This is a genomic window from Niallia sp. HCP3S3_B10 (genome assembly GCF_052064465.1).
Classification (GTDB): domain Bacteria; phylum Bacillota; class Bacilli; order Bacillales; family Cytobacillaceae; genus Niallia; species Niallia hominis.
Genome location: NZ_JBQHVO010000031.1, coordinates 13,329 through 34,034, shown reverse-complemented (window position 1 = coordinate 34,034; position 20,706 = coordinate 13,329). Strand labels below are relative to the sequence as shown.

The window sequence follows — 20,706 nt, the reverse complement described above, 5'->3', positions numbered from 1 at the left end:
TCCACATAGATTCTATGCATTCCTTATCGGATAAGCAGTTATTTTAATATCTTCTCCTATCCATTCCGTCTTTTCAAAACGTAATGGAACCGCCTCATCGACTTTTTCGATATCTTCCCCTCTAAATGGCGTATAGGAATTAGCCCCCCCTGCTATTTTAGGAGCAATATATACTAAATACTTTTGAATTAGTCCCTCGCGCATAAAGCTTGCATTTACTTCACTTCCACCTTCAAGAAGGATATCCGTTATTCCGATTTTGTATAATTGTTGTAATGCATTTTTTAAATCTAATTTTCCATTAATAGAAGAGACAGCTAGCAAATCAACTCCCTTTCCTTTCAATGCCATTGCTTTCTCTGAATCAATATTTGCAGCCGTAACAATGATCGTTTGTGCCTCTTTACAATCTGTTATATTAGCATTTAAGGGTGTTCGTAAATTCGTGTCCAAGATAATTCGAATCGGGTTCTTTGAAGGTCCATCTAATCGGGTTGTCAATTTTGGATTATCTGCTAATACTGTCCCAACACCAATTAATATACCATCTACTTTGTTTCTTAAAAGATGCACTTCTTTTCTTGCTGTTTCTCCAGTAATCCATTGACTATGTCCAGTATGTGTGGCAATTTTACCATCCAAGGTCATGGCAACTTTTGAAATAACAAAGGGCATTTCGTGTATCATATTATGAATAAAACGCTCATTTAATTGCTGTGCCTCTTTTTTTAAAATCCCAACTTCCACTTCAATTCCTGCTTCTCTTATGATGCTAATACCTCGACCAGCAACTTGAGGATTAGGATCTTCTGTTGCAACAACCACTCTCTTTACCCCTGAATTTTTAACCAGCAATGCACATGGAGGTGTTTTTCCATAATGCGAGCAAGGCTCCAAGGTTACATATAGTGTTGCATCCATTGCATGGTCTCCTGCCATATTAAAAGCGTGAACCTCAGCATGTGGTTCCCCAGCTTTACGATGAAGACCTGTGCCGACAATTACCCCATCCTTTACAATCACAGCACCTACTACTGGATTGGGATTTGTCTTACCTAATGCAGATTCTGCAAGCTCCAATGCTAACTTCATATACTCTTGATCATGCTTCATACCTATGCTCCTTAAATGGTAACTGTATTTTTCAAAGGAATATGACCAGATTTATTTACTTTCGTCTTTAAATAATTCTCATTAAAGGGTGAAACATCCCCCCATAACGGAACATTTTCCTCTGCTGTAAGCCCAAGTTTCTTTAGAGCCTCTAATTTTTTGGGGTTATTTGTAATTAACTTCACTGGTTTTTGTCGAAGAGCTTGAAGTACTTTTATCGGTGCTTCATAACTTCTCATATCATCTGGAAAATCAAGTGCAAGATTTGCCTCAACGGTATCTAACCCATTTTCTTGTAAAATATAAGCGAGAGATTTTGTAAATAAACCAATCCCCCTGCCTTCATGATTTGCCAAATAGAAAAGGGCACCATTCCCATTCTCCACTATCATGCGCATTGATTCTTTTAATTGATATCCACAATCACATCTCTTACTTCCAAAAATATCACCAGTATGACAAATACTATGCATACGTATTAAAGCATTTTCATCATTAGCGAAGTCACCATATACTAAAACAGATGATTGCTGATATTCAGCTAAGCTTAAATTCGGTAATGAACGTAAGACTTCTTCTTTCGTTTGGTTTTTATTGATTGGTAACCATGTATACCATTGAAAAACTTCTACTTGGTCGCCCAGTTGTACTGGCAGTTTTACTGGTCCAACTAAACTTAAATTCTGCTCTTCATTAAATGCGATTATTTCCATTTTATTTTGAAGAAGATCGATAATATTTTGATCCATCCGAAAATCTCCTTTATTGTCTGTTGTATTCTTTATTTTGTATTAGCAATATAAATATATCATGTAGAATTTTCTTCCACTAATCATCCGTATTGGATGTGAAAATCAGTAAGCCTCATGATACTTACTATATGTAAGTAAGTTTATAATCATAAGGATAGAGCGTCAAGTAAATAGCATATAAATAATTAATTTTACCAATTGGATTACTCGACTTTTCCACTCGTCAGCCTAGTGATAACTATTATCATATAGCAAATCCTTCATTCGTACAATGTAAAAAGCTCCTTTATATTCATACAAGCATGACTTAGAAAATCCTATTCATTTGCTTTCTTTTGTTATATACTATATAATTTGACTACTTAGTCATGAATTCGGGACAATTTGACCAACTAGTCATTTAATTATTTCCTATAAGCGTAGGAGGAAAATACGTGAAAGAAAAAGAAAAAATAATTATTGATTCAGCAATAAAATTTTTTGCACAAAAGGGATTTTCTTCAACATCTGTACAAGAAATTGCAAGTGATTGTGGGATATCAAAAGGCGCCTTTTATTTATATTTTAAATCAAAGGAATCTCTTCTTTATAAAATTTTGCAATATTATTATGATGAACTAATTAATATTTTTGAAGAAATCAGCCTAAAATCAATCCCTGCTAGAGAAAAATACATGGATCAGCTTACTTTTATGTTTAGCCACGCCTTAAAGCATAAAGAATTTATCATCATGCAGTCAAAAGAACAGGCAATCCCATTAAATAGCTCTATTAAAGATTTATTATTACGCATGCAATCAGAAATGCAAAATTATCATCTCAAAGGTCTCCATGCTATTTATGGTGAAGAGAAGAAAAAATACCTTCTAGACCTTCTAATAATTCAGGAAGGCCTTGTCCATTCTTTTTTAAAAATTGTAATTCTAGAATCAAGCAATGTTTCAACAAAAGATATTTCCAATTATCTTTTGAAAAGATTAGATTCTATTATATCGGATATGGATGCAAATAACGAGCCACCACTAATATCTAATGATTTTATAAAATATATTATAAAGAAACCTAAGATAAACTTTCTAGAAGATAGCCACCAGCAAATTATCAATGCTGTTAACTCGATTCTAAGTAAAGTCGAGCACCTTTCAACTAAACAAGAGATCGAAGTAACAATGGAAGTGTTAATGACAGAAATTGATGCCGATAAGCCAAGGATTCCTATTATTAAAGGAATGCTGTCTAACTTGAATAATTATGAAATTCTGAGAGAAGAACAACAAACAATTGCTAATTTTTATCATATAGCACTTTAAGAATACTGGATAAAAAAGCTTTCATATGATTATGAAAGCTTTTTTATTGGTCAATAATGCAAAGGATAACAACTTTAAGAGGTGTCTACTTTGCCTAATTCCATGCTCTCAAGATTTTTAAGATTGCCGTTGAGTATACGTGTATTAACGATTTCTTTAACTATTATTATCCTATTTGGGTTCTTTATCACCTGGATTGAGCCAGAAACATTTCCCACTTTATTTGAAGGAATTTGGTGGGCAATTATAACAACCTCCACAGTTGGCTATGGTGACTATGCTCCTATAACGATTCTTGGAAGATTAACGGGCATTGCATTAATATTAACAGGCGTAGGGTTCCTTTCTACCTATTTAGTGACATTGGCTACTGCAGCTGTAGCTAAACAAAATGCCTATTTAGAAGGAAAATCAACCTATAGAGGACAAAATCATTTGATTATCATTGGTTGGAATGAGCGGTCAAAGCTAATGATTCATTCCATTATTAAAGATCGAGAAAATATTCCTGTTACATTAATCGACGAGTCCTTAGCTACTAATCCAGTACCTGAAAAAATACATTTTGTAAAAGGAAATTCTAATTTAGATTATGTTTTACTAAAGGCTAATATACTGACTGCTCATAAGGTTATAATAACTGCAGACCAAAACAAAGAAGAACTGCAAGCAGATATGCATTCGATTTTAACCTTACTCGCGATAAAAGGGCTGAATGCAAATTTACCATGTATTGTTGAAATACTTACTACAGAACAAGTACAGAATGCTAAAAGAGCTGGAGCAGATGAAATTATTGAAACAAATAGTCTAACAAGTTTCGTTATGCATAATAGCTTAAATTCACAAGACACGATGATTGCATTTCTAGAGCTTTTAAATCAACTAAAAGATAAAAAACTTCAATTTATTCCTCTAAAAAATATTAATGAAGAATTAGTGGATTATTTGACATTAAATCATTATTTATTAGCAAATGGGAAGTTATTGTTAGGAGTGAAAAGAGGGGGAACTAGTTATCTAAATCCCAACTCTTCCTTTGTATTGGAAGAAAAGGATGAATTAATTATTATTACTTAGTGCCAGAGATGTCAGTTTTCCAATGCATACTGCTTTGCCAACAAAAAGCAGTATGCATCAGAATATGAAAAAATTGAATGTATTCTATAACTCACTGCATGAAGAAACTAGGGCTTTGCTTTCATTAGCTCGTAGCATTCCTTCCATACAATATTTTAAGATTCTAGAAATGATTTACAAGCATCTACACACTCCATACAAATTTGCGCACAATATTGGCAATGACGATGATCATGTTTTTTGCATTCAGTAGCACAATCCTCACAAACAGATAGACAAATTTCTGCGAACTCTTTGGCATACGGTGACTTTCTAATAATAGCTTGTTCAAGATAACTGCAGAACTGGATACATTCTCTATTTAAATGAATACAATCAACCATTGCCGACACATTATCTTCAGCTAAACATTCATTTAAGCAATGATTACATACAATCATACATTCCTGTAATGATTTAATAACTACCTGTTCTTTTTCAACTAGCATTTCTAATTCCTCCTTCTATTAACCATTTCTATTTATTTAACCTTATAAGAATTCTTTAAACATATGGGACCACAAATAGAAGGTAATGGAATAAAAAAAGCTATCGATAACTTAGAATTTCTGAGTTATCGATAGCTCTTTTAATATGACTTATAAACGACTTTCTAGTTCAGCCTTTTTCTCTTCAAATCCTGGTTTACCAAGTAAAGCAAACATATTAACTTTGTATGCTTCAACTCCTGGTTGATCAAATGGGTTCACACCTAATAAATAACCACTAATCGCACAAGCTTTTTCAAAGAAGTATACTAGATATCCAAACGTATACTCATTCATTTCCGGAATGCTAACAATTAGGTTTGGTACTCCTCCATCTGTATGTGCTAGAAGTGTTCCTTCAAACGCTTTATTGTTAACAAAGTCAATAGTTTGACCAGCAAGATAATTTAATCCATCTAAATCATTTTCTTCTGCTTCAATAACAAGCTCATGACGAGGCTTGTCCACTTTTACAATTGTTTCAAAAATATCACGACGACCTTCTTGAACATATTGTCCTAATGAATGTAGGTCAGTTGAGAAGTTTGCAGAAGAAGGATAAATACCTTTTTGGTCTTTTCCTTCACTTTCGCCAAACAATTGCTTCCACCATTCGGAGAAATATTGTAATCCTGGTTCGTAGTTAATCAACATTTCAATTGTTTTTCCTTTGTTATAAAGAACATTACGAACTGCTGCGTATTGATAGGCAATGTTGTTTTTCAATTCTGATGTACCGAAATCAGTTCTAGCTGCTGCTGCACCTTCCATCATTGCTGTAATATCAGCGCCACTAACAGCGATTGGTAATAAACCAACTGGTGTTAAAACAGAATAACGTCCACCAACATCATCAGGAATAATAAATGATTCATATCCTTCTTCTGTAGCAAGCGTTTTTAATGCACCTCTTGCTTTATCAGTAGTAGCATAAATTCTTGTTCTTGCTTCTTCTACTCCATATTTTTGTTCTAATAATTTACGGAAAATACGGAATGCAATAGCTGGTTCTGTAGTTGTTCCAGATTTAGAAATAACATTAATAGAGAAATCTTTATCCCCAAGGAAATCAATGACATCACTCATATATGTAGAGCTAATATCTTTTCCAATAAAGATAATTTGTGGTGTGTTTCTTTTTTCTTTTGATAAAGAATTATAGAAACTGTGATTTAGCATTTCAATCGCAGCGCGAGCTCCAAGGTAAGAACCGCCGATACCAATTACAAGCAAAACTTCTGAGTCACTTTTAATTTTTTCTGCCGCTTTTTGAATGCGAGCAAATTCTTCTTTATCATAATCAACAGGAAGATCTATCCATCCAAGAAAATCGCTTCCTTGTCCAGTTTTTTCATGTAAGGAATGATGGGCAACTTTCACTGCATCTTCTAAATATGTAATTTCGTGCTCTCCAAAGAAACTTAATGCCTTTGAGTAATCAAAACGAACGTGTGTCATAAATGATCCTCCAATTATAATATTTATTTATACTCCTCTTCCACTTTATCGGAAGTAGAAAAAGGAATCAAGATAGAACTCATTATGAAAACGGATACAACTTCTTTTTTTTTCATTTTTCACCAATTTTTCATTTTTAATTCTCTATTATCCCCATAAGAAAGGGAATACGATTATTCCAGCGAAAAAACATACAAACAATTAGCATAAATTGTTTGTATGTTTTTTCATTTATTCTTTTATAAAGATGCTTTATAAATCGCTAAAACATCTTTGTCGTTCAACACTTTAAAATTACCAAATCCACCATTTACCATTGCTTTTTGGACCATTAAATCAAGCTTACTATCATCAATATCGTAATCAGCCAAACGAGAAGGTGCCCCTAAGTCATTCCAAAAAGCACGAAGCTTCTCAATTCCCTCAAGTCCAGCTTCTTCCGCTGTTTTCCCTTCAGGATCCACCCCAAACACTCTAACAGCTAATTGTTTAAAGCGTTCCGGTTTTACAGATAAGTTATGTTTCATCCAATTAGGAAATAGGATTGCAAGGCCACCACCATGAGGTATATCATATACGGCAGAAACAGCATGCTCAATGTTATGTGAAGCCCAGTCTCCACGGTACCCCATATTAAGCATTCCATTAAGAGCCATCGTTCCACAATATAAAATTGCAGCTCGATATTCATAATTGTCTAAGTCATTAACAAGCTTCGGACCAAACTCTATGACCGTTTTCAATACAGATTCGCACATATAATCTTGAAGTTCTGTATGCTCTTCTAGGTGGAAATAATGTTCAAAAACATGTGACATCATATCCACGATTCCATAAATCGTTTGATCTTTAGGAACTGTATAAGTATTTTCCGGATCTAGAATAGAAAACACAGGGAATGTAAATGGACTTCCCCAGCCAACTTTTTCTTGCGTTTCCCAATTTGTAATAACAGAGCCTGCATTCATTTCTGACCCAGTTGCAGCTAGTGTTAGAACTGTTCCAAACGGTAAAGCTGCTTTTGGAGCTGCTTTTTTTGTAATAAACTCCCATGGGTTGCCATCAAATTTTGCACCTGCAGCAATGGCCTTTGTACAGTCAATAACACTTCCTCCACCGACGGCTAATATAAAATCGATTCCTTCTGTTTTACAAATATCAACTCCACGCTGTACAGTAGTTAATCGGGGATTTGGCTCTACACCAGATAATTCAAATACTTCTTTGCCATTTTCATTTAAAATAGTCATTACTTTATCGTATAGACCATTTTTCTTAATACTTCCCCCACCGTAAACGAAGAGAATCTTCTTCCCATATGAGGCTAATTGATCTTTTAATTGTTCTAATTGACCTTTACCAAAAATAAGTTTTGTCGGATTATAAAAAATAAAGTTTTCCAAATAAATGCCTCCATTCCATTTTTTAAGAATTAATAATGTAAAACCTAGTGTATGACTTATTATTAAACAAACTTCTATGAAAATCAAAAGATTAAGCTTATGCAGCCGACAAATAGTATATGTATCCTCTTGATCACTTATCCTATAGTAAGCCCCAAGTAAGGAGAAGCTTCTTTATTAGGTATCTATCACTTTATCCATCTAACTTAATAAAGCTGACCTTCCAGCCAGCTTTTAACTATATATTTTTATTTTATTGATTGTTTACATTTAATACTTGCTTAATTCGCTCTAAAGCCCAATCTAACTCTTCAATGGTAATCGTTAATGGAGGTGCAAAACGGATGACCGTTTCATGTGTTTCTTTACATAATAAACCTACTTCTTTTAGCTTTTCACAATAGGGTCTAGCTTCAACCGTTAATTCTACCCCTATAAATAATCCTCTTCCTCTAATATCTTTAATAATCGGATTGTTAATTTCAGCTAATTTTTCCAGGAAATAATTTCCTAAGTTTGCAGAACGGTCTGTTAAATTCTCTTCTACGATTACATCTAATGCAGCAATGGATACAGCGCATGCCATTGGATTGCCTCCAAATGTTGATCCGTGGGAACCTGGATTAAATACTCCTAATATGTTCTTATCTGCAACCACACATGAGATAGGAAATACACCAGCTCCCAGTGCTTTACCTAATATATACATATCTGGTTCAATCCCATACCATTCACTTGCAAATAATTTACCTGTTCTCGATAGACCTGTTTGAATTTCATCGGCAATAAAGAGGACATTGTTTTCCTTACATAATTGATATGCCGCTTCCATGAAACCTTCGGGAGGAATGATGATTCCAGCTTCTCCTTGAATTGGTTCAACAATGAATGCCGCCGTATGCTCTGTAATAGCTTCTTTCAATCGATTTATATCACCATAGGGGATTATCTTTATACCTGGTAGCATCGGTCCAAATCCCCGCTTATACTCCTCATCAGAGGAAAGGGATACAGCTCCCATTGTTCTTCCGTGAAAATTCCCCTCACACACAATTAATTCTGCTTTATCTTTTTCTACACCTTTACAATCATAAGCCCATCTTCTTGCAGCTTTAATAGCCGTTTCTACCGCTTCTGCTCCAGTATTCATCGGTAGAACCATTTCTTTGTTCGTTAGTGTACTTATTTTTTCATACCAAGGACCTAATTGATCATGGTGAAAAGCCCGTGATGTTAAAGTAACACGATCTGCCTGTCTCTTCAAGGCTTCAATTATTTTCGGATGACGATGACCTTGATTTAAAGCAGAATAAGCACTTAACATATCCATATATTTATTTCCTTCTGGATCAGTTATCCAAACACCTTCTGCTTCGGAAATCACTATTGGCAATGGATTATAATTTTTCGCTCCATATTTCTCTGACTGTTCTATTAATGAAGTAGATTTAAATTCTTGAACCATCCAATCATCCTTCCCCATTTATATATGTAAAGACCTTTACATTAACTTTAGCTGATTTTATTAAAGAAGGATAGATTTTATTAGCGCTATTTTCTAAAAATTCATTTTATGCTTTTATTATGTGTCAATAACCTGCTTAATAATAGCAAAAACGACAAAAAAAAGACTGCCCCAAAGCAGCAGCCCTCAAATGAAATCAAATGAAGCATTAGCCTTTTCAACAGTCTTTTTTTATAAAACTAATTATTTTTTAATTAAATCATTACGATTAGATTGTTCAATCCATTCTTGTAATTTATCTTTTAATGTATTGAAGCCTTGTACGTTTTCTGTTTCAGCTACAGAAGCAGCTGTTTGACGTTTAGGACGAGGTTTTTTTGCTTTTGCAGCTTCTGGTTGTGCAGGTGCTTCTTCTGTAGCGCGGATAGAAAGACCAATTTTACCAGCATTTTCATCAATGGAAAGAACTTTAACGTTCACTTCATCTCCAACTTTTAAAAACTCATTGATATCTTTTACGTAACCATGTGTTACTTCAGAGATATGAACTAAACCTTGTGTATTTTCATCCAAAGAAACAAACGCTCCGTAAGGCTGAATACCTGTAACCTTTCCTTTAATAACACTTCCAACTTCGATTTTATCTGACATGAGAACACTCCTAATTGTTTATATTAATATTTCCTTTTATACGCATTATAAGATTATATCACATATCTGACATTTATACAAAAGGATTTATTTTCACTAATATAATTCCCTTATATAATTTGTGTAATCTATTGTCTTGAATGTACGAGTAAACCCCATTAGGTCATACTATCAATGATGACTGAACTACACGTTTCATATAAAAAAAGGTGTCATAAAAGAAAATCCACAACATAATGTATGGTGAAGATTTTCTTTTAAAACACCTCTTTTTAGCTTAATGCGTATGTTTCTCTACAAAACGATTCATTCTTTTCATTGCTTCCTGCAATTGTTGTAACGAGGAAGCATATGAACACCGAACATGCCCTTCTCCACTTTCTCCGAAAACACTACCTGGTACAACCGCTACCTTCTCTTCTATCAATAGCTTTTCAGCAAATGTTTCAGATGTCATCTTTGTTGCGGTTATATCAGGAAACGCATAAAAAGCTCCTCCAGGCAAATGGCAATTTAGCCCCATGTCATTTAAAGATTGCACAATAAAATTCCTTCTGCGTCGATAACTTTTCTTCATTTCTTCGACATCATTTTGACCACTTCTTAATGCTTCAAGTCCAGCATATTGTGCCATTGTCGGCGCGCACATTAAACTGTACTGATGGATTTTCAGCATCGCTTGGATTAATTCCTCTGGTCCACACACAAACCCTAATCTCCAACCAGTCATTGCAAACCCCTTCGAAAAACCAGATAGAAGAATGGTACGCTCCCACGCGCTATTTATTGCTGCTGTACTTGTATATTCTTCATCATAGCAAAGCTCTGCATATATTTCATCAGAAAGAATAAGCAAATCATGTTTTTCTGCAACTTCCACGATGTTTACTAACTCAGCTTTTGAAAGGGTTGTTCCTGTAGGATTATTCGGCGAACAAATCATTATTGCTTTTGTACGGTCGGTTATTACCTCTTCTAACTGATGTGGCTTGATTTTGAAATCATTCTCTTTTAAGCTTTGAACAGGAATTGGCACTCCCCCAGCTAGGGTTACTAATGGTGCATAAGAAACAAAGCACGGTTCTACAACAATAACTTCTTCTCCCTGGTTAAGTATAGCCCGTAAAGCGATGTCTATTGCCTGACTAGCACCAACAGTAACGATTATTTCAGAAGTCGGTTCATAGGAAACCAAAAATCTTTTTTTCATATAATGACTAATTTCCTCGCGAAGCTCTAATAGCCCTGGATTGGCAGTATAAGAGGTATATCCTTGTTCCAGTGATAAAATTGCTGCCTCTCTTGTTGACCAAGAAGTAACAAAGTCTGGTTCTCCTACACCGAGAGAAACAACTCCTTCCATACTGGATGCTAGATCAAAAAATCTGCGTATTCCAGATGGCTTCATTTCCTCTACTTTCTGTGCAATATAGCTTTTTGTTTGCTTCATTATGGTGACACCACAATTCTTTTATCATCATCTGAAGGTTCAAATATTGTTCCATCATGCTTATATTGTTTCAAAATAAAGTGAGTAGTGGTCGAAATTACAGAATCAAGAGTTGATAGCTTTTCGGAAACAAATCTTGCCACTTCATTCATGGATTTCCCTTCAATAATTACCGATAAATCATATGCCCCAGACATTAAATAGAGAGACTTAACTTCCTTGAATCGATAAATTCTTTGTGCAACATCATCAAAGCCAACACCTCTTTTAGGAGTAACCTTGACGTCAATCATGGCGGTAACCCCTTCATGACCTTCCACTTTTGACCAATCAACAATGGACGTATAGCGCACAACTATACTTTCTGTCTCTAATTTAGTAATCATTTCTTTTGTTTTTTCTAACTCTACACCTATCATTTTTGCTATATCTTCGTCCGATACCCTTGCATCTTTTTCCAGAATTTCAGCAATCTCAATTTCTTTTTCTGTTAATTTCATGTTCATCCTCCTGCTCGCCTTGAAATATTCTCATTATATCAAATTATCCCTAAACTTTTCGTACATTTTTAATTTTGGGCTTTCGTTTTTAGTTAATCTCCATTGCTTCTAAAAGAGGTAGCGTAAAGAACATTTTCCATTGGATTAATGATAGGAATCCACCCGAAGGCGAAGTTTAAACTTTGCCAACAGAATGAATTCAGACCAGATAAAGATTGTTTAAACACATCTTCCTGTCCTTATAGTGAACAGATGCCGCTACGTTTTATGGTCATAAGTTTTTTCGAGATTGTGAAGCACTTCTCCAAAGGAATCGTTTCTTCAAAAGAAAATTCATAAATTGCTTGGATAGCATTTGCTAACTCTTCTTCCTTATCTAAATCGTGGATTGCTTGTAGAATATCAGCAATTTCGGTATCATAATTCCCTTCCCCTATTGAAAAGGGATCCCATTCATTTAACAGACGCACAAATTCTAAATTCATTTCTTGACTATTCATTCTGTCACCCTTTGTTCCATTTTGCTAAAAACCATTCTATCATATATCTACTTAAAGAACATAGTTCAAAAAGTGGGATCCAATCAAGCTTTTAGTGTGTTGCAAATTGTAAATTTATATTGACAATTCAGTATTTTAGTTTTATTATTCATTTAGTGAAAATTTCATATTTACTTATCAAGAGAGATTGAGGGAACAGGCCCGATGACATCCAGCAACCTCCTTTCCTAAAGGAAGGTGCTAACTCCTGCAGAATTACTTATTCTGAAAGATAAGATCGGCTATATGCATACGATACTTCTTTCAAATGAAAGAAGTTTTTTTATGTTATAGGAGGTTTTAACATTCTAGTATAGTCGAAAAATGTTCATGTAAAGGGGGATTTGAAGTTTCTAATGATACAAATTAACGATTTGGTGAAGGTATATAACACAAAGAAAGAACAAGTTATAGGTGTAGACCATGTTTCCTTATCCATACAAAAAGGAGAAATCTTTGGAATCGTAGGCTATAGCGGTGCTGGAAAAAGCTCGCTTCTTCGTTGTCTTAATCTATTGGAAAAGCCTACTAGTGGCGAAATCATTATCGATAATATATCTTTAACAAAATTGAATCAAAGACAATTAAGAGCTGCTCGATTAAAAATAGGAATGATCTTCCAACACTTCTATCTTGTTAGTAGTAAAACCGTATATGAAAATATCGCTTTCGCTCTTAAAGCGGCAAATTTACCATCAAAAAAAATCCATACCCGGGTTTTAGAGCTACTCGATATGGTAGGATTAACCGATAAAAAAGACGTCTTTCCTGCCCAATTAAGTGGTGGGCAAAAACAAAGGGTAGGGATTGCAAGGGCACTTGCCAATAACCCAACCGTTCTCCTTTGTGATGAGGCAACTTCTGCTCTGGATCCAAGTACAACGAAATCAATTCTAGCATTGTTAAAAAAAATTAATAAGGAACTTGGCTTAACCATCGTTTTAATCACCCATGAAATGGAAGTTGTAAAAGATATTTGTGATCGCATGGCTGTTATGGAAGCTGGAAAGGTAATTGAAGAAGGGCCTGTATACGATATGTTCGCTAACCCAAGACAAGAACTTACAAAAAGTTTTGTAAATAGCATTCTTCAATTTGAATTACCAAGCCATCTATTAGAAGAACGAACAGGAAAAATTATTAAGGTTACCTTCCAAGGAGTTATTGCAGAAGAAGGAATTATATCGGATGCTTTCCAACAATATTCAGTTAAAGGAAATATTCTTCATGGAAAGATTGAATACATTCAAAACAACCCACTTGGAATTTTTATTATGGAATTAACAGGTGCTGATGATGAAATTACAAAAGCGATTGCGTATATTAAAGGTCGTACTAAAAACGTGGAGGTGATCCACCATGCCTCTTAGTATTGATTGGCATTATATTATAGAATTACTTCCTGATTTAAATTCTGCTTTTTTTGAAACATTATATATGGTTGGTATTTCTATTGTTGTGGCTATTATTGTGGGTTTACCGATAGGAATTCTTCTATTTGTTACAGATAAAGGATTATTTCTAGAAAATCCCATTATTAAAAATATTGTAGGGTTTGTTGTAAATATGGTCCGCTCCATTCCATTTATCATCCTATTAATTGCACTATTACCTTTAGCAAAATGGATTACAAACACAACCATTGGACCTACTGCTGCTTCGGTTTCTTTATCCGTTGCTGCCATTCCTTTTTTTGCAAGAATAGTGGAACAAGCTTTTCGAGAGATTGATAAAGGGGTAATTGAAGCTTCTGTAGCTATTGGGGCATCGCCCTGGATGATTATTTGGCAAGTATTGATACCTGAAGCAAGACCAGGAATCATTCAAGGTATTACCATTACGATTATAAATTTAATTGCTTATTCAGCCATGGCAGGAATTGTCGGCGGCGGCGGAGTTGGTGACCTTGCCATTCAGTATGGCTATTATCGTTATGATAATACTGTAATGATTACAACTGTTGTTGTTCTCATCTGCTTAGTCCAAATCATCCAATTTTTCGGAGATAAACTGTCAAAAGCACTGGATAAGCGTTAAACATATATACCTTAGGAGGAAAAGACAATGAAAAAATTACTTTTAGGAATTCTATTACTATTATCATTTAGTGTACTAAGTGCATGTGGAGAAGAGAAAGACAATGCCGACAGTGGTGATAAAAAAGAGATTAATATAGGTGCAACATCTGGTCCTTATGCAGATATGGTGGAAAAAGCAATAAAACCAATTCTAGAAGATAAAGGGTATAAAGTAGAAGTTACAGAATTCACAGACTATGTACAGCCTAATAATGCGTTAGCAGAAGGAAGCATTGATGCAAATCTGTTTCAACATAAAATTTACATGGAATCTTTTGCCGAACAAAATAACATAGAGATATCTGAGTTAATTTCTGTGCCAACTGCTCCAATGGGCATTTATTCGAATAAATTTGACAGTTTGGAAGACATTACAGATGGTGCAACAATTGCTATTCCAAATGATCCTACCAACGCAGCTCGTGCTTTCTTAATTTTAAAAGATGCTGGTCTAATTGAAATTGATGAAGATGCAGACCCATTAACTGTGTCTGATAAAGATGTGACAAATAATGTTAAAAATCTGAAATTCGAAACGATTGAAGCAGCACAGCTACCTCGCGCTGTTGACAGTGTAGACTTATCAGCTGTTCCTGGTAACTTCGCACTAGCAGCTAAAATGGATTTATTGAATGCACTACAACTAGAAAATATGCTGGATCAATATCGTAACCGTGTAGTTGTTAATACAAAAGATTTAGATGCTACATTTGCTAAAGATATTAAAGCAGCTGTTGAATCACCTGAATTCGAAAAAGTTATTGATGAAGAATTTGAAGGCTTCGGAAAGCCTGAATGGATGAAATAAATAAATAAATAAATAAATAAAGATCAAGCGGGCTACACTGGATATTTTCCATTATATCGTAGCTCGCTTGATTTTTTTGTTCTTTCCAAACAGATTTTAAGAAACGAACCATGCATATCTATACAGACAGTTGAACACACACAAATATTACTCATATTCTCCTAAGTTTGTGGCTGCGTTTTGTTGCCGTTTAAGTGGTGATGTAATTTTCAGACTATTAAAATAAAGTCACATTTTCACCTTATTTCTTTCACAAATTGGACACACCTCCCCTCTCTATAACTACAGTGTATGTGTTAATATAATGTTGTATTGTGAATCCATTCACATAAACCAAGACAATATAGGGGGAACCAATCATGAAAATTACACCAAAAGTTTTACTTGCTTCTATTTTAGCAGGAGCACTTTTAACAGCTTGTGGGAATACAGAGTCAGAACCAAAAGAAGAAAAGGCTGAAGAGTCAGCTGATGTAGTTACAACTGCATCTATCGTAAATGAAGCCGATGCATTAACAAGTGCATTAAGTGAAAATGGAACTTGGATTGTTGCAACACTTCAAGATTTAACAGTAGACAGTGACATTGTTGTAGCAGGAGAATTCCACGATAAAGGGGATGCTGCTAAAGACATTTACCGTAAACTTGCCCTTTATACACAAGATGACGATCATAACATCATTGATTCTTTCACATTAACTGCTCCTAAAATGACAGTGCAAAGTGAAAACTTCAAAATTCAAGGTGGTACATTTGCAGGAGATGTTTATGTAGAAGCTAATGGTTTCACTGTTGATGCTACTGCAAAAGTAGATGGTAATGTTTATTACAAGAGTGATGAATTCAAAGCATCTGCTGTAATTGATGGAGAAGTAACCGGTGCTCAAGAAGTACAATAATATGCTTTTTAGGTATCCTAGCTGACTATTCAGCTAGGATTTTTTTATCCTTCCTATCTAACCGCTATGAAAGAAAAAGCGCTTTACAAAGGCTTCCAATAATCCCCTCTCATTATTTCCAAAAAATTACCTATAATAAATTATATAAATAGATTGACAATTTTCTAATTTAAGAATATCTTTTATATAAAAGTTGCGTTGATGAAACTTTTTAAACCAAAGTAAAATCAGGTGAAAAAATGCGAAAATATCAATCAATAGAAAATATTCATTCTAAATCTGCCAAAAGTATATTAGGCGAAGATGTTAAAGGCTTAAAAAGAATACTCCCGTTTTTAGGTCCAGCTTTTATTGCTGCGATTGCCTATATTGATCCTGGAAATTTTGCAACAAATATTGCTGCAGGCTCGAAATATGGGTATCTATTATTATGGGTTATTCTTTTCTCCAACATCATGGCATTAATTATTCAATCATTGTCAGCAAAATTGGGGATTGCTACAGGAAAAAACTTAGCTGAAGTCGCAAGAGAAGAGTTTCCAAAACCAGTTTCTATCGGATTATGGATACAGGGCGAACTTGTCATTATGGCAACTGATTTAGCAGAGTTTATCGGTGCAGCACTCGGTATATATCTTCTTTTTGGTATCCCTTTATTAGAAGCAAGTCTTATTGCTGCAGTCGGCTCTTTTGCTATTCTTGAATTACAACGACGGGGGTATCGTTCCTTAGAAGCAGGCATTACCGCCATGCTATTCATTGTGGTCCTTTCTTTTATCGTTCAAATGTTCTTCGCAAAGCCAGATGTTTCATCTTTATTCCACGGGTTATTTACCCCTCAATTCGATGGGATAGATAGCGTTATTTTAGCAGCAGGGATACTAGGTGCAACCGTGATGCCACATGCTATTTATTTACATTCTGCATTAACACAGAAAAGGATTGTTGGTGAAACAGATAGAGAGAAAAAACAAATTTTTCGTTTTGAATTCATCGATATTCTTATTGCCATGTTGATTGCAGGGTTTATTAATGGGGCAATGCTCATCGTCTCCAGTGCATTGTTCCATAAAAATGGATTATTTGTGGAAGATTTAGATATAGCCTTTCATTATTTTGGAGAATTAGTTAGTCCTATTTCAGCCACTTTATTTGGTTTAGGATTATTAATCGCAGGACTATCTAGCTCATCTGTTGGTACAATGTCCGGAGATGTCATTATGCAGGGATTCATCCATTTTCGTATTCCGCTTTATGTAAGAAGGGTCATTACGATGGTCCCACCTATTGCCATCATTGCACTTGGCATTAATCCAACTACTGCACTTGTTGCAAGCCAAGTAATCTTATCTTTCGGAATCGGCTTTGCTCTTATTCCGTTAATAATGTTTACTAGTACAAAACGCATTATGGGAAGTCTAGTAAACACAAAATGGATTACGGTAATATCGTGGATAATGGCTATTTTAATTGTTTCATTAAATATCTTTATTCTTATACAAACATTTCAATAGGTAAGGATAAACTCAAACTTCCATCAGTGAGTTGTCTACATTTCCCTGCTGTTGGTTAGTTGAACCATCCTTACTTTACGGACGTAAGACTAACACTATCTCGAGTTCTTCTAAGTCGAGAGGGGCTAGTCTTACTGAAGTTTAAGATTGGGATAAAAAGCTTATTCCAAGTAAAAAGACGAAGCTGTGACATAAGCATTTCAACTAATAAAAAACACGAACTTTCATGTAGTTAATATACATAAAAGTTCGTGTTTGTTGGTTTGGAATAAAGTTTAAAAAATGAAGTGGAATGGAGCGGAAGACACTCGACTCCTGCGGGAAATAGAGGAAAGGCTGAGACCCCGCAGTGCAGCAAGGGAGGGCACTGAAAAACTGATAGCTATTGATGATTGGCCGTAACTGCCTTTTAAACTTAGATGTGTAAATTGTTTTCCGAGGTGCCCACATGACTCATTGGGGCGAGCGCCGAGCCGCTTCACAGCTCACGCTCCTGTAGGGTCTCGGACTTTCTCACATCTCCCGTAGGAGTCGAGCGGACGCCTCTCCAAACCAACTTATTATTCGCTTTCAAATAAATAAAACCTCATTTTATGTGGAGAACCAGACTTTTTCAGTGCCCTCGCAGCGAGGAGGCTCAGCTTCCTCCCCGGCGCATCGAGTGTCTGTAGCGCAATGGAACGACTTAGTTTTACACTTGACTATATTTAAGAGCTGAATTAGAGATTGTTCGTCTTTAAAGATTAGTTATTTAGTTTTGTCTCAGCCTCGTCTTTTTTCTATTTCTTCTTTATAGCACCACATGCAATTCTTTCACCAGAATCACCGGCTGGTTGTGTCATTCCATCATCCTGTTGTTCTGTAATAACAATAGAAGTTCCTTCCTTTGAAAACAATGATGTTTTACCATCTCTAAGTGTTACTTGTGGCGCCATAAGCTCTGCTTTTACTGTGCCATCTTCTTTCACCAAAATATTAGGTAAATCACCTGCATGGGCACCTTCTGGATGTAGCAATCCATGCTCTTTATTGTCTGGATTAAAATGATTTCCTGCAGATTTAAAATCAGGGGCATCACATTTATTTGTCTCATGAATATGAATACCATGAATCCCTGGAGTTAGGCCTTTTAAATCAAGTGCTAACTTCACTCCTGCCGATTGTTCTTGTAGCTCGATTGTTCCTAAAGAATCGCCCACATCATTATACATGACTACTTTTACTTTTGTAACTTCACCTGCCGCACAACCGGATAGGAAAAGGGGAATAATCGCCAATAAACACAGTTTTTTCATCTTTCTTCCTCCATAGACGGTTTGGTATTAGTATTTGAAAAAACTTCACTAATATGCAGTTTATTCTCGTTTATCAAAAAAAGATTATTTATGATACTATAAAAGGAAATAGCAGATGGAGGGATTTTCTTGTCAGAACTACCTATCGGTTCTATCGTGACCGCCTTTTATAAAACGGGAAAATATATAGGGGAAATAACAGATATACGACCACAAAGTTATTTAGTGCGTGTACTTGCTGTATTAAAACATCCAATGCAGGGAGATTTACATCATCCGAAAGAAGCAATGGTAGAGATTTTTCATGAACGAAAAGCACTTTCCTATCGGGAACATATGAATGCTCCCAAAAAGATGGTTAAGCTATATTCGGAGGAAACAATCCCCGCTTATAACCAATCCTTGCAAGTAGCTTTAGAAAAAATGCGTCAAGAGCTTCAAAAAGACGATTCAGAATTTGCTGCGCTAAGCTTGAAAAACTTAGAAATACTTAATGCAGAATTTTATAAGTTATCTTAAGCATTACAATAGAAGTTCAAATAAAAAAAGACGAGGAATGATATCTTCGTCTTTTTTAAGCAAACTTATTAAGTAATTTGGACATGTCAATTAAATCTCCTATTGTTGGTGGATTGGACTTCCCCATATATTTTTTATCTTGTTCCACAAGTTTGAAAATATGGTATGTGGTTAATGCATCATCTAGCGCACGATGATGTTTTCCTGTTCCTTCCCTCCCATACTCCCTAACTGCTTTCCATAAGCCCGTTTGGTTTTTATCTCCAAAAAAGCGCTTATATTCCATGGACAAATCTACTTCCTTACAATGAAGCGTAAATGGAATGTGTGCTTTCTGACAATTATCCTTCAGCACTTTCATATCCATATTTCCCCATGTAACAATGGTATTTTGATATCCTGCGCAAACTTTCTCCAGTTTTTTCATTAAACCATTGAATGACATCCCATTATTTACTTGTTCTTGTGAAATATGTAGAAAAGATTTGCATCTCCTTGAGAGTGTTGAAAACTTACGGGGTGCTACATAAGAAGAAAACTGTTCCCTTATTGAATCATCTACAACGGCTACGATACCAACCTCAATAATTTCAGGATAAAACCCCTTAAACTTAATACTTTTCTCTGGCATGGTGAATTCAAAGTCAATAAATAAATACTGTTGCTTTTCCATTCTTTCACCTTCTTTTTCATCGATATTTCACATGAATCGTGCGTCTTTAGCAGTTCTTCCTTTTTGAAGAATATCTCCATTTTTTGTTTATCCTTAAGCTGATTCCGATATTTATCTACTTTTATTATAACAGAATATCACTTAACCTTTTTAATTTTCTGTATTTTTTCGGGAGTTTTTTTCAAGACTTTTTATACCAGTTCACTCAGCAATTATTTCCTCGCGAATGACCCATTAAAAAATCTTCTTCCTACACATATTTTTTTAGGCAATGTAAAACATAAAAGAGGGACACCCCTGATATTAAGGCTGTCCCTCTTATTTAAAGCTTTATTCTACTGCTATTTTGCGTATATATTCTCTAGGTTGAAAGGGAACCATCGTTTCTTCTAGAAAAAGGGAGTCTTCATCTTCTAGAAGTAAGAGCTCATCTAATGAATAAAATTCTCTTTTTTGAAAGCTATTCAAGAAAATCCCTACTAAGAGGCAAAAAGAAAATATACAAATGGAAATACATATTTTTGGTTTTATATTCATCTATTTAACCACCTCTCCATTAGTTTGAGCAAAAAGGTGGGTGTTTTACACAAAAAAACAAAAAAATTTTTTTGCAGTTTTAGACCTGTTTCTTCCTATTTAATAGCAAAGTTAATTGTCCAATAATTTTCAAGT

At 34.9% G+C, this 20,706-nt stretch carries 21 protein-coding genes and 1 riboswitch; of the genes, 8 read left to right on the top strand and 13 right to left on the bottom strand.

What is annotated here, in order from left to right; all coding sequences use genetic code 11:
- Window positions 1-12: 12 nt before the first annotated feature.
- Window positions 13-1,113, bottom strand: coding sequence for a bifunctional diaminohydroxyphosphoribosylaminopyrimidine deaminase/5-amino-6-(5-phosphoribosylamino)uracil reductase RibD (gene ribD, locus ACTNDN_RS14275; RefSeq protein ID WP_031536956.1), 1,101 nt, complete (start codon window positions 1,111-1,113; stop codon window positions 13-15).
- Between the two features lie 11 nt (window positions 1,114-1,124).
- Window positions 1,125-1,862 (bottom strand): GTP cyclohydrolase II, encoded by a 738-nt coding sequence (locus ACTNDN_RS14270; RefSeq protein WP_031536955.1) that lies wholly within the window; start codon window positions 1,860-1,862, stop codon window positions 1,125-1,127.
- Between the two features lie 437 nt (window positions 1,863-2,299).
- Between ACTNDN_RS14270 and ACTNDN_RS14265 the strand changes: the two genes are divergently transcribed.
- Together ACTNDN_RS14265 and ACTNDN_RS14260 are read left to right on the top strand one after the other, a co-directional pair.
- Window positions 2,300-3,175 carry a TetR/AcrR family transcriptional regulator gene (locus tag ACTNDN_RS14265; RefSeq protein WP_031536954.1) on the top strand — a complete coding sequence of 292 codons (876 nt, stop codon included), beginning with the start codon at window positions 2,300-2,302 and terminating at the stop codon, window positions 3,173-3,175.
- 81 nt (window positions 3,176-3,256) lie between these two features.
- Entirely contained in the window at window positions 3,257-4,255 is a 999-nt protein-coding gene (locus ACTNDN_RS14260) for a potassium channel family protein (protein ID WP_331280225.1), read from the top strand.
- Between the two features lie 155 nt (window positions 4,256-4,410).
- On the opposite strand, the gene ACTNDN_RS14255 is transcribed toward ACTNDN_RS14260, so the two are convergent.
- From ACTNDN_RS14255 to ACTNDN_RS14220, 8 genes are all read right to left on the bottom strand, one after another.
- On the bottom strand, window positions 4,411-4,743 hold the full coding sequence (locus ACTNDN_RS14255) for a four-helix bundle copper-binding protein (protein WP_031536952.1): 333 nt from the start codon (window positions 4,741-4,743) through the stop codon (window positions 4,411-4,413).
- Between the two features lie 150 nt (window positions 4,744-4,893).
- Window positions 4,894-6,240: a glucose-6-phosphate isomerase gene (locus ACTNDN_RS14250; RefSeq protein WP_031536951.1), complete on the bottom strand. Its 1,347-nt coding sequence runs from the start codon at window positions 6,238-6,240 to the stop codon at window positions 4,894-4,896.
- Window positions 6,241-6,479: 239 nt separating this feature from the next.
- The gene (locus ACTNDN_RS14245; RefSeq protein ID WP_031536950.1) at window positions 6,480-7,643 is read right to left on the bottom strand and encodes an iron-containing alcohol dehydrogenase; all 1,164 of its coding nucleotides are present in this window, start codon (window positions 7,641-7,643) and stop codon (window positions 6,480-6,482) included.
- 253 nt (window positions 7,644-7,896) lie between these two features.
- Entirely contained in the window at window positions 7,897-9,108 is a 1,212-nt protein-coding gene (locus ACTNDN_RS14240; RefSeq protein ID WP_031536949.1) for an ornithine--oxo-acid transaminase, read from the bottom strand.
- A gap of 243 nt (window positions 9,109-9,351) precedes the next feature.
- A complete protein-coding gene (yugI, locus tag ACTNDN_RS14235) occupies window positions 9,352-9,759 on the bottom strand; it encodes a S1 domain-containing post-transcriptional regulator GSP13 (RefSeq protein WP_031536948.1) in 408 nt (135 codons plus the stop codon).
- A 277-nt stretch (window positions 9,760-10,036) separates the two neighbouring features.
- A complete protein-coding gene (locus tag ACTNDN_RS14230; RefSeq protein ID WP_031536947.1) occupies window positions 10,037-11,209 on the bottom strand; it encodes an aminotransferase in 1,173 nt (390 codons plus the stop codon).
- Window positions 11,209-11,709: an Lrp/AsnC family transcriptional regulator gene (locus tag ACTNDN_RS14225; protein WP_031536946.1), complete on the bottom strand. Its 501-nt coding sequence runs from the start codon at window positions 11,707-11,709 to the stop codon at window positions 11,209-11,211. Before ACTNDN_RS14225 ends, ACTNDN_RS14230 begins: the two co-directional genes overlap by 1 nt.
- 239 nt (window positions 11,710-11,948) lie before the next feature.
- Window positions 11,949-12,209 carry a DUF1871 family protein gene (locus tag ACTNDN_RS14220; protein ID WP_031536945.1) on the bottom strand — a complete coding sequence of 87 codons (261 nt, stop codon included), beginning with the start codon at window positions 12,207-12,209 and terminating at the stop codon, window positions 11,949-11,951.
- 171 nt (window positions 12,210-12,380) lie between these two features.
- Window positions 12,381-12,487: riboswitch (SAM riboswitch) on the top strand.
- 117 nt (window positions 12,488-12,604) lie between these two features.
- On the opposite strand from ACTNDN_RS14220, the gene ACTNDN_RS14215 reads away from it, so the two are divergent.
- The 5 genes from ACTNDN_RS14215 to ACTNDN_RS14195 all read left to right on the top strand — a co-directional run bounded on the left by ACTNDN_RS14215 (window position 12,605) and on the right by ACTNDN_RS14195 (window position 17,547).
- Window positions 12,605-13,618, top strand: coding sequence for a methionine ABC transporter ATP-binding protein (locus ACTNDN_RS14215; protein ID WP_031536944.1), 1,014 nt, complete (start codon window positions 12,605-12,607; stop codon window positions 13,616-13,618).
- Window positions 13,608-14,285 carry a methionine ABC transporter permease gene (locus tag ACTNDN_RS14210; protein WP_031536943.1) on the top strand — a complete coding sequence of 226 codons (678 nt, stop codon included), beginning with the start codon at window positions 13,608-13,610 and terminating at the stop codon, window positions 14,283-14,285. The genes ACTNDN_RS14215 and ACTNDN_RS14210 overlap by 11 nt, the downstream gene beginning before the upstream one ends.
- Window positions 14,286-14,312: 27 nt before the next feature.
- Window positions 14,313-15,134: a MetQ/NlpA family ABC transporter substrate-binding protein gene (locus ACTNDN_RS14205; protein ID WP_031536942.1), complete on the top strand. Its 822-nt coding sequence runs from the start codon at window positions 14,313-14,315 to the stop codon at window positions 15,132-15,134.
- Window positions 15,135-15,493: 359 nt separating this feature from the next.
- Window positions 15,494-16,033, top strand: a complete 540-nt coding sequence (locus tag ACTNDN_RS14200; RefSeq protein WP_031536941.1) for a polymer-forming cytoskeletal protein — start codon at window positions 15,494-15,496, stop codon at window positions 16,031-16,033.
- Between the two features lie 239 nt (window positions 16,034-16,272).
- Window positions 16,273-17,547: an Nramp family divalent metal transporter gene (locus ACTNDN_RS14195; RefSeq protein WP_031536940.1), complete on the top strand. Its 1,275-nt coding sequence runs from the start codon at window positions 16,273-16,275 to the stop codon at window positions 17,545-17,547.
- Between the two features lie 779 nt (window positions 17,548-18,326).
- Here the strand turns inward: ACTNDN_RS14195 and ACTNDN_RS14190 are convergent.
- Window positions 18,327-18,842: a superoxide dismutase family protein gene (locus tag ACTNDN_RS14190; RefSeq protein ID WP_031536939.1), complete on the bottom strand. Its 516-nt coding sequence runs from the start codon at window positions 18,840-18,842 to the stop codon at window positions 18,327-18,329.
- A gap of 129 nt (window positions 18,843-18,971) precedes the next feature.
- Between ACTNDN_RS14190 and ACTNDN_RS14185 the strand changes: the two genes are divergently transcribed.
- On the top strand, window positions 18,972-19,361 hold the full coding sequence (locus ACTNDN_RS14185) for a kinase-associated lipoprotein B (protein WP_441131334.1): 390 nt from the start codon (window positions 18,972-18,974) through the stop codon (window positions 19,359-19,361).
- 55 nt (window positions 19,362-19,416) lie between these two features.
- Here ACTNDN_RS14185 and kapD read toward each other — a convergent pair whose 3' ends face one another.
- Together kapD and ACTNDN_RS14175 are read right to left on the bottom strand one after the other, a co-directional pair.
- Window positions 19,417-20,034 (bottom strand): 3'-5' exonuclease KapD, encoded by a 618-nt coding sequence (gene kapD / locus ACTNDN_RS14180; protein ID WP_031536936.1) that lies wholly within the window; start codon window positions 20,032-20,034, stop codon window positions 19,417-19,419.
- Between the two features lie 330 nt (window positions 20,035-20,364).
- Complete coding sequence (locus tag ACTNDN_RS14175; RefSeq protein ID WP_031536935.1) at window positions 20,365-20,571, bottom strand: hypothetical protein; 207 nt, start codon at window positions 20,569-20,571, stop codon at window positions 20,365-20,367.
- Window positions 20,572-20,706: the final 135 nt, after the last annotated feature.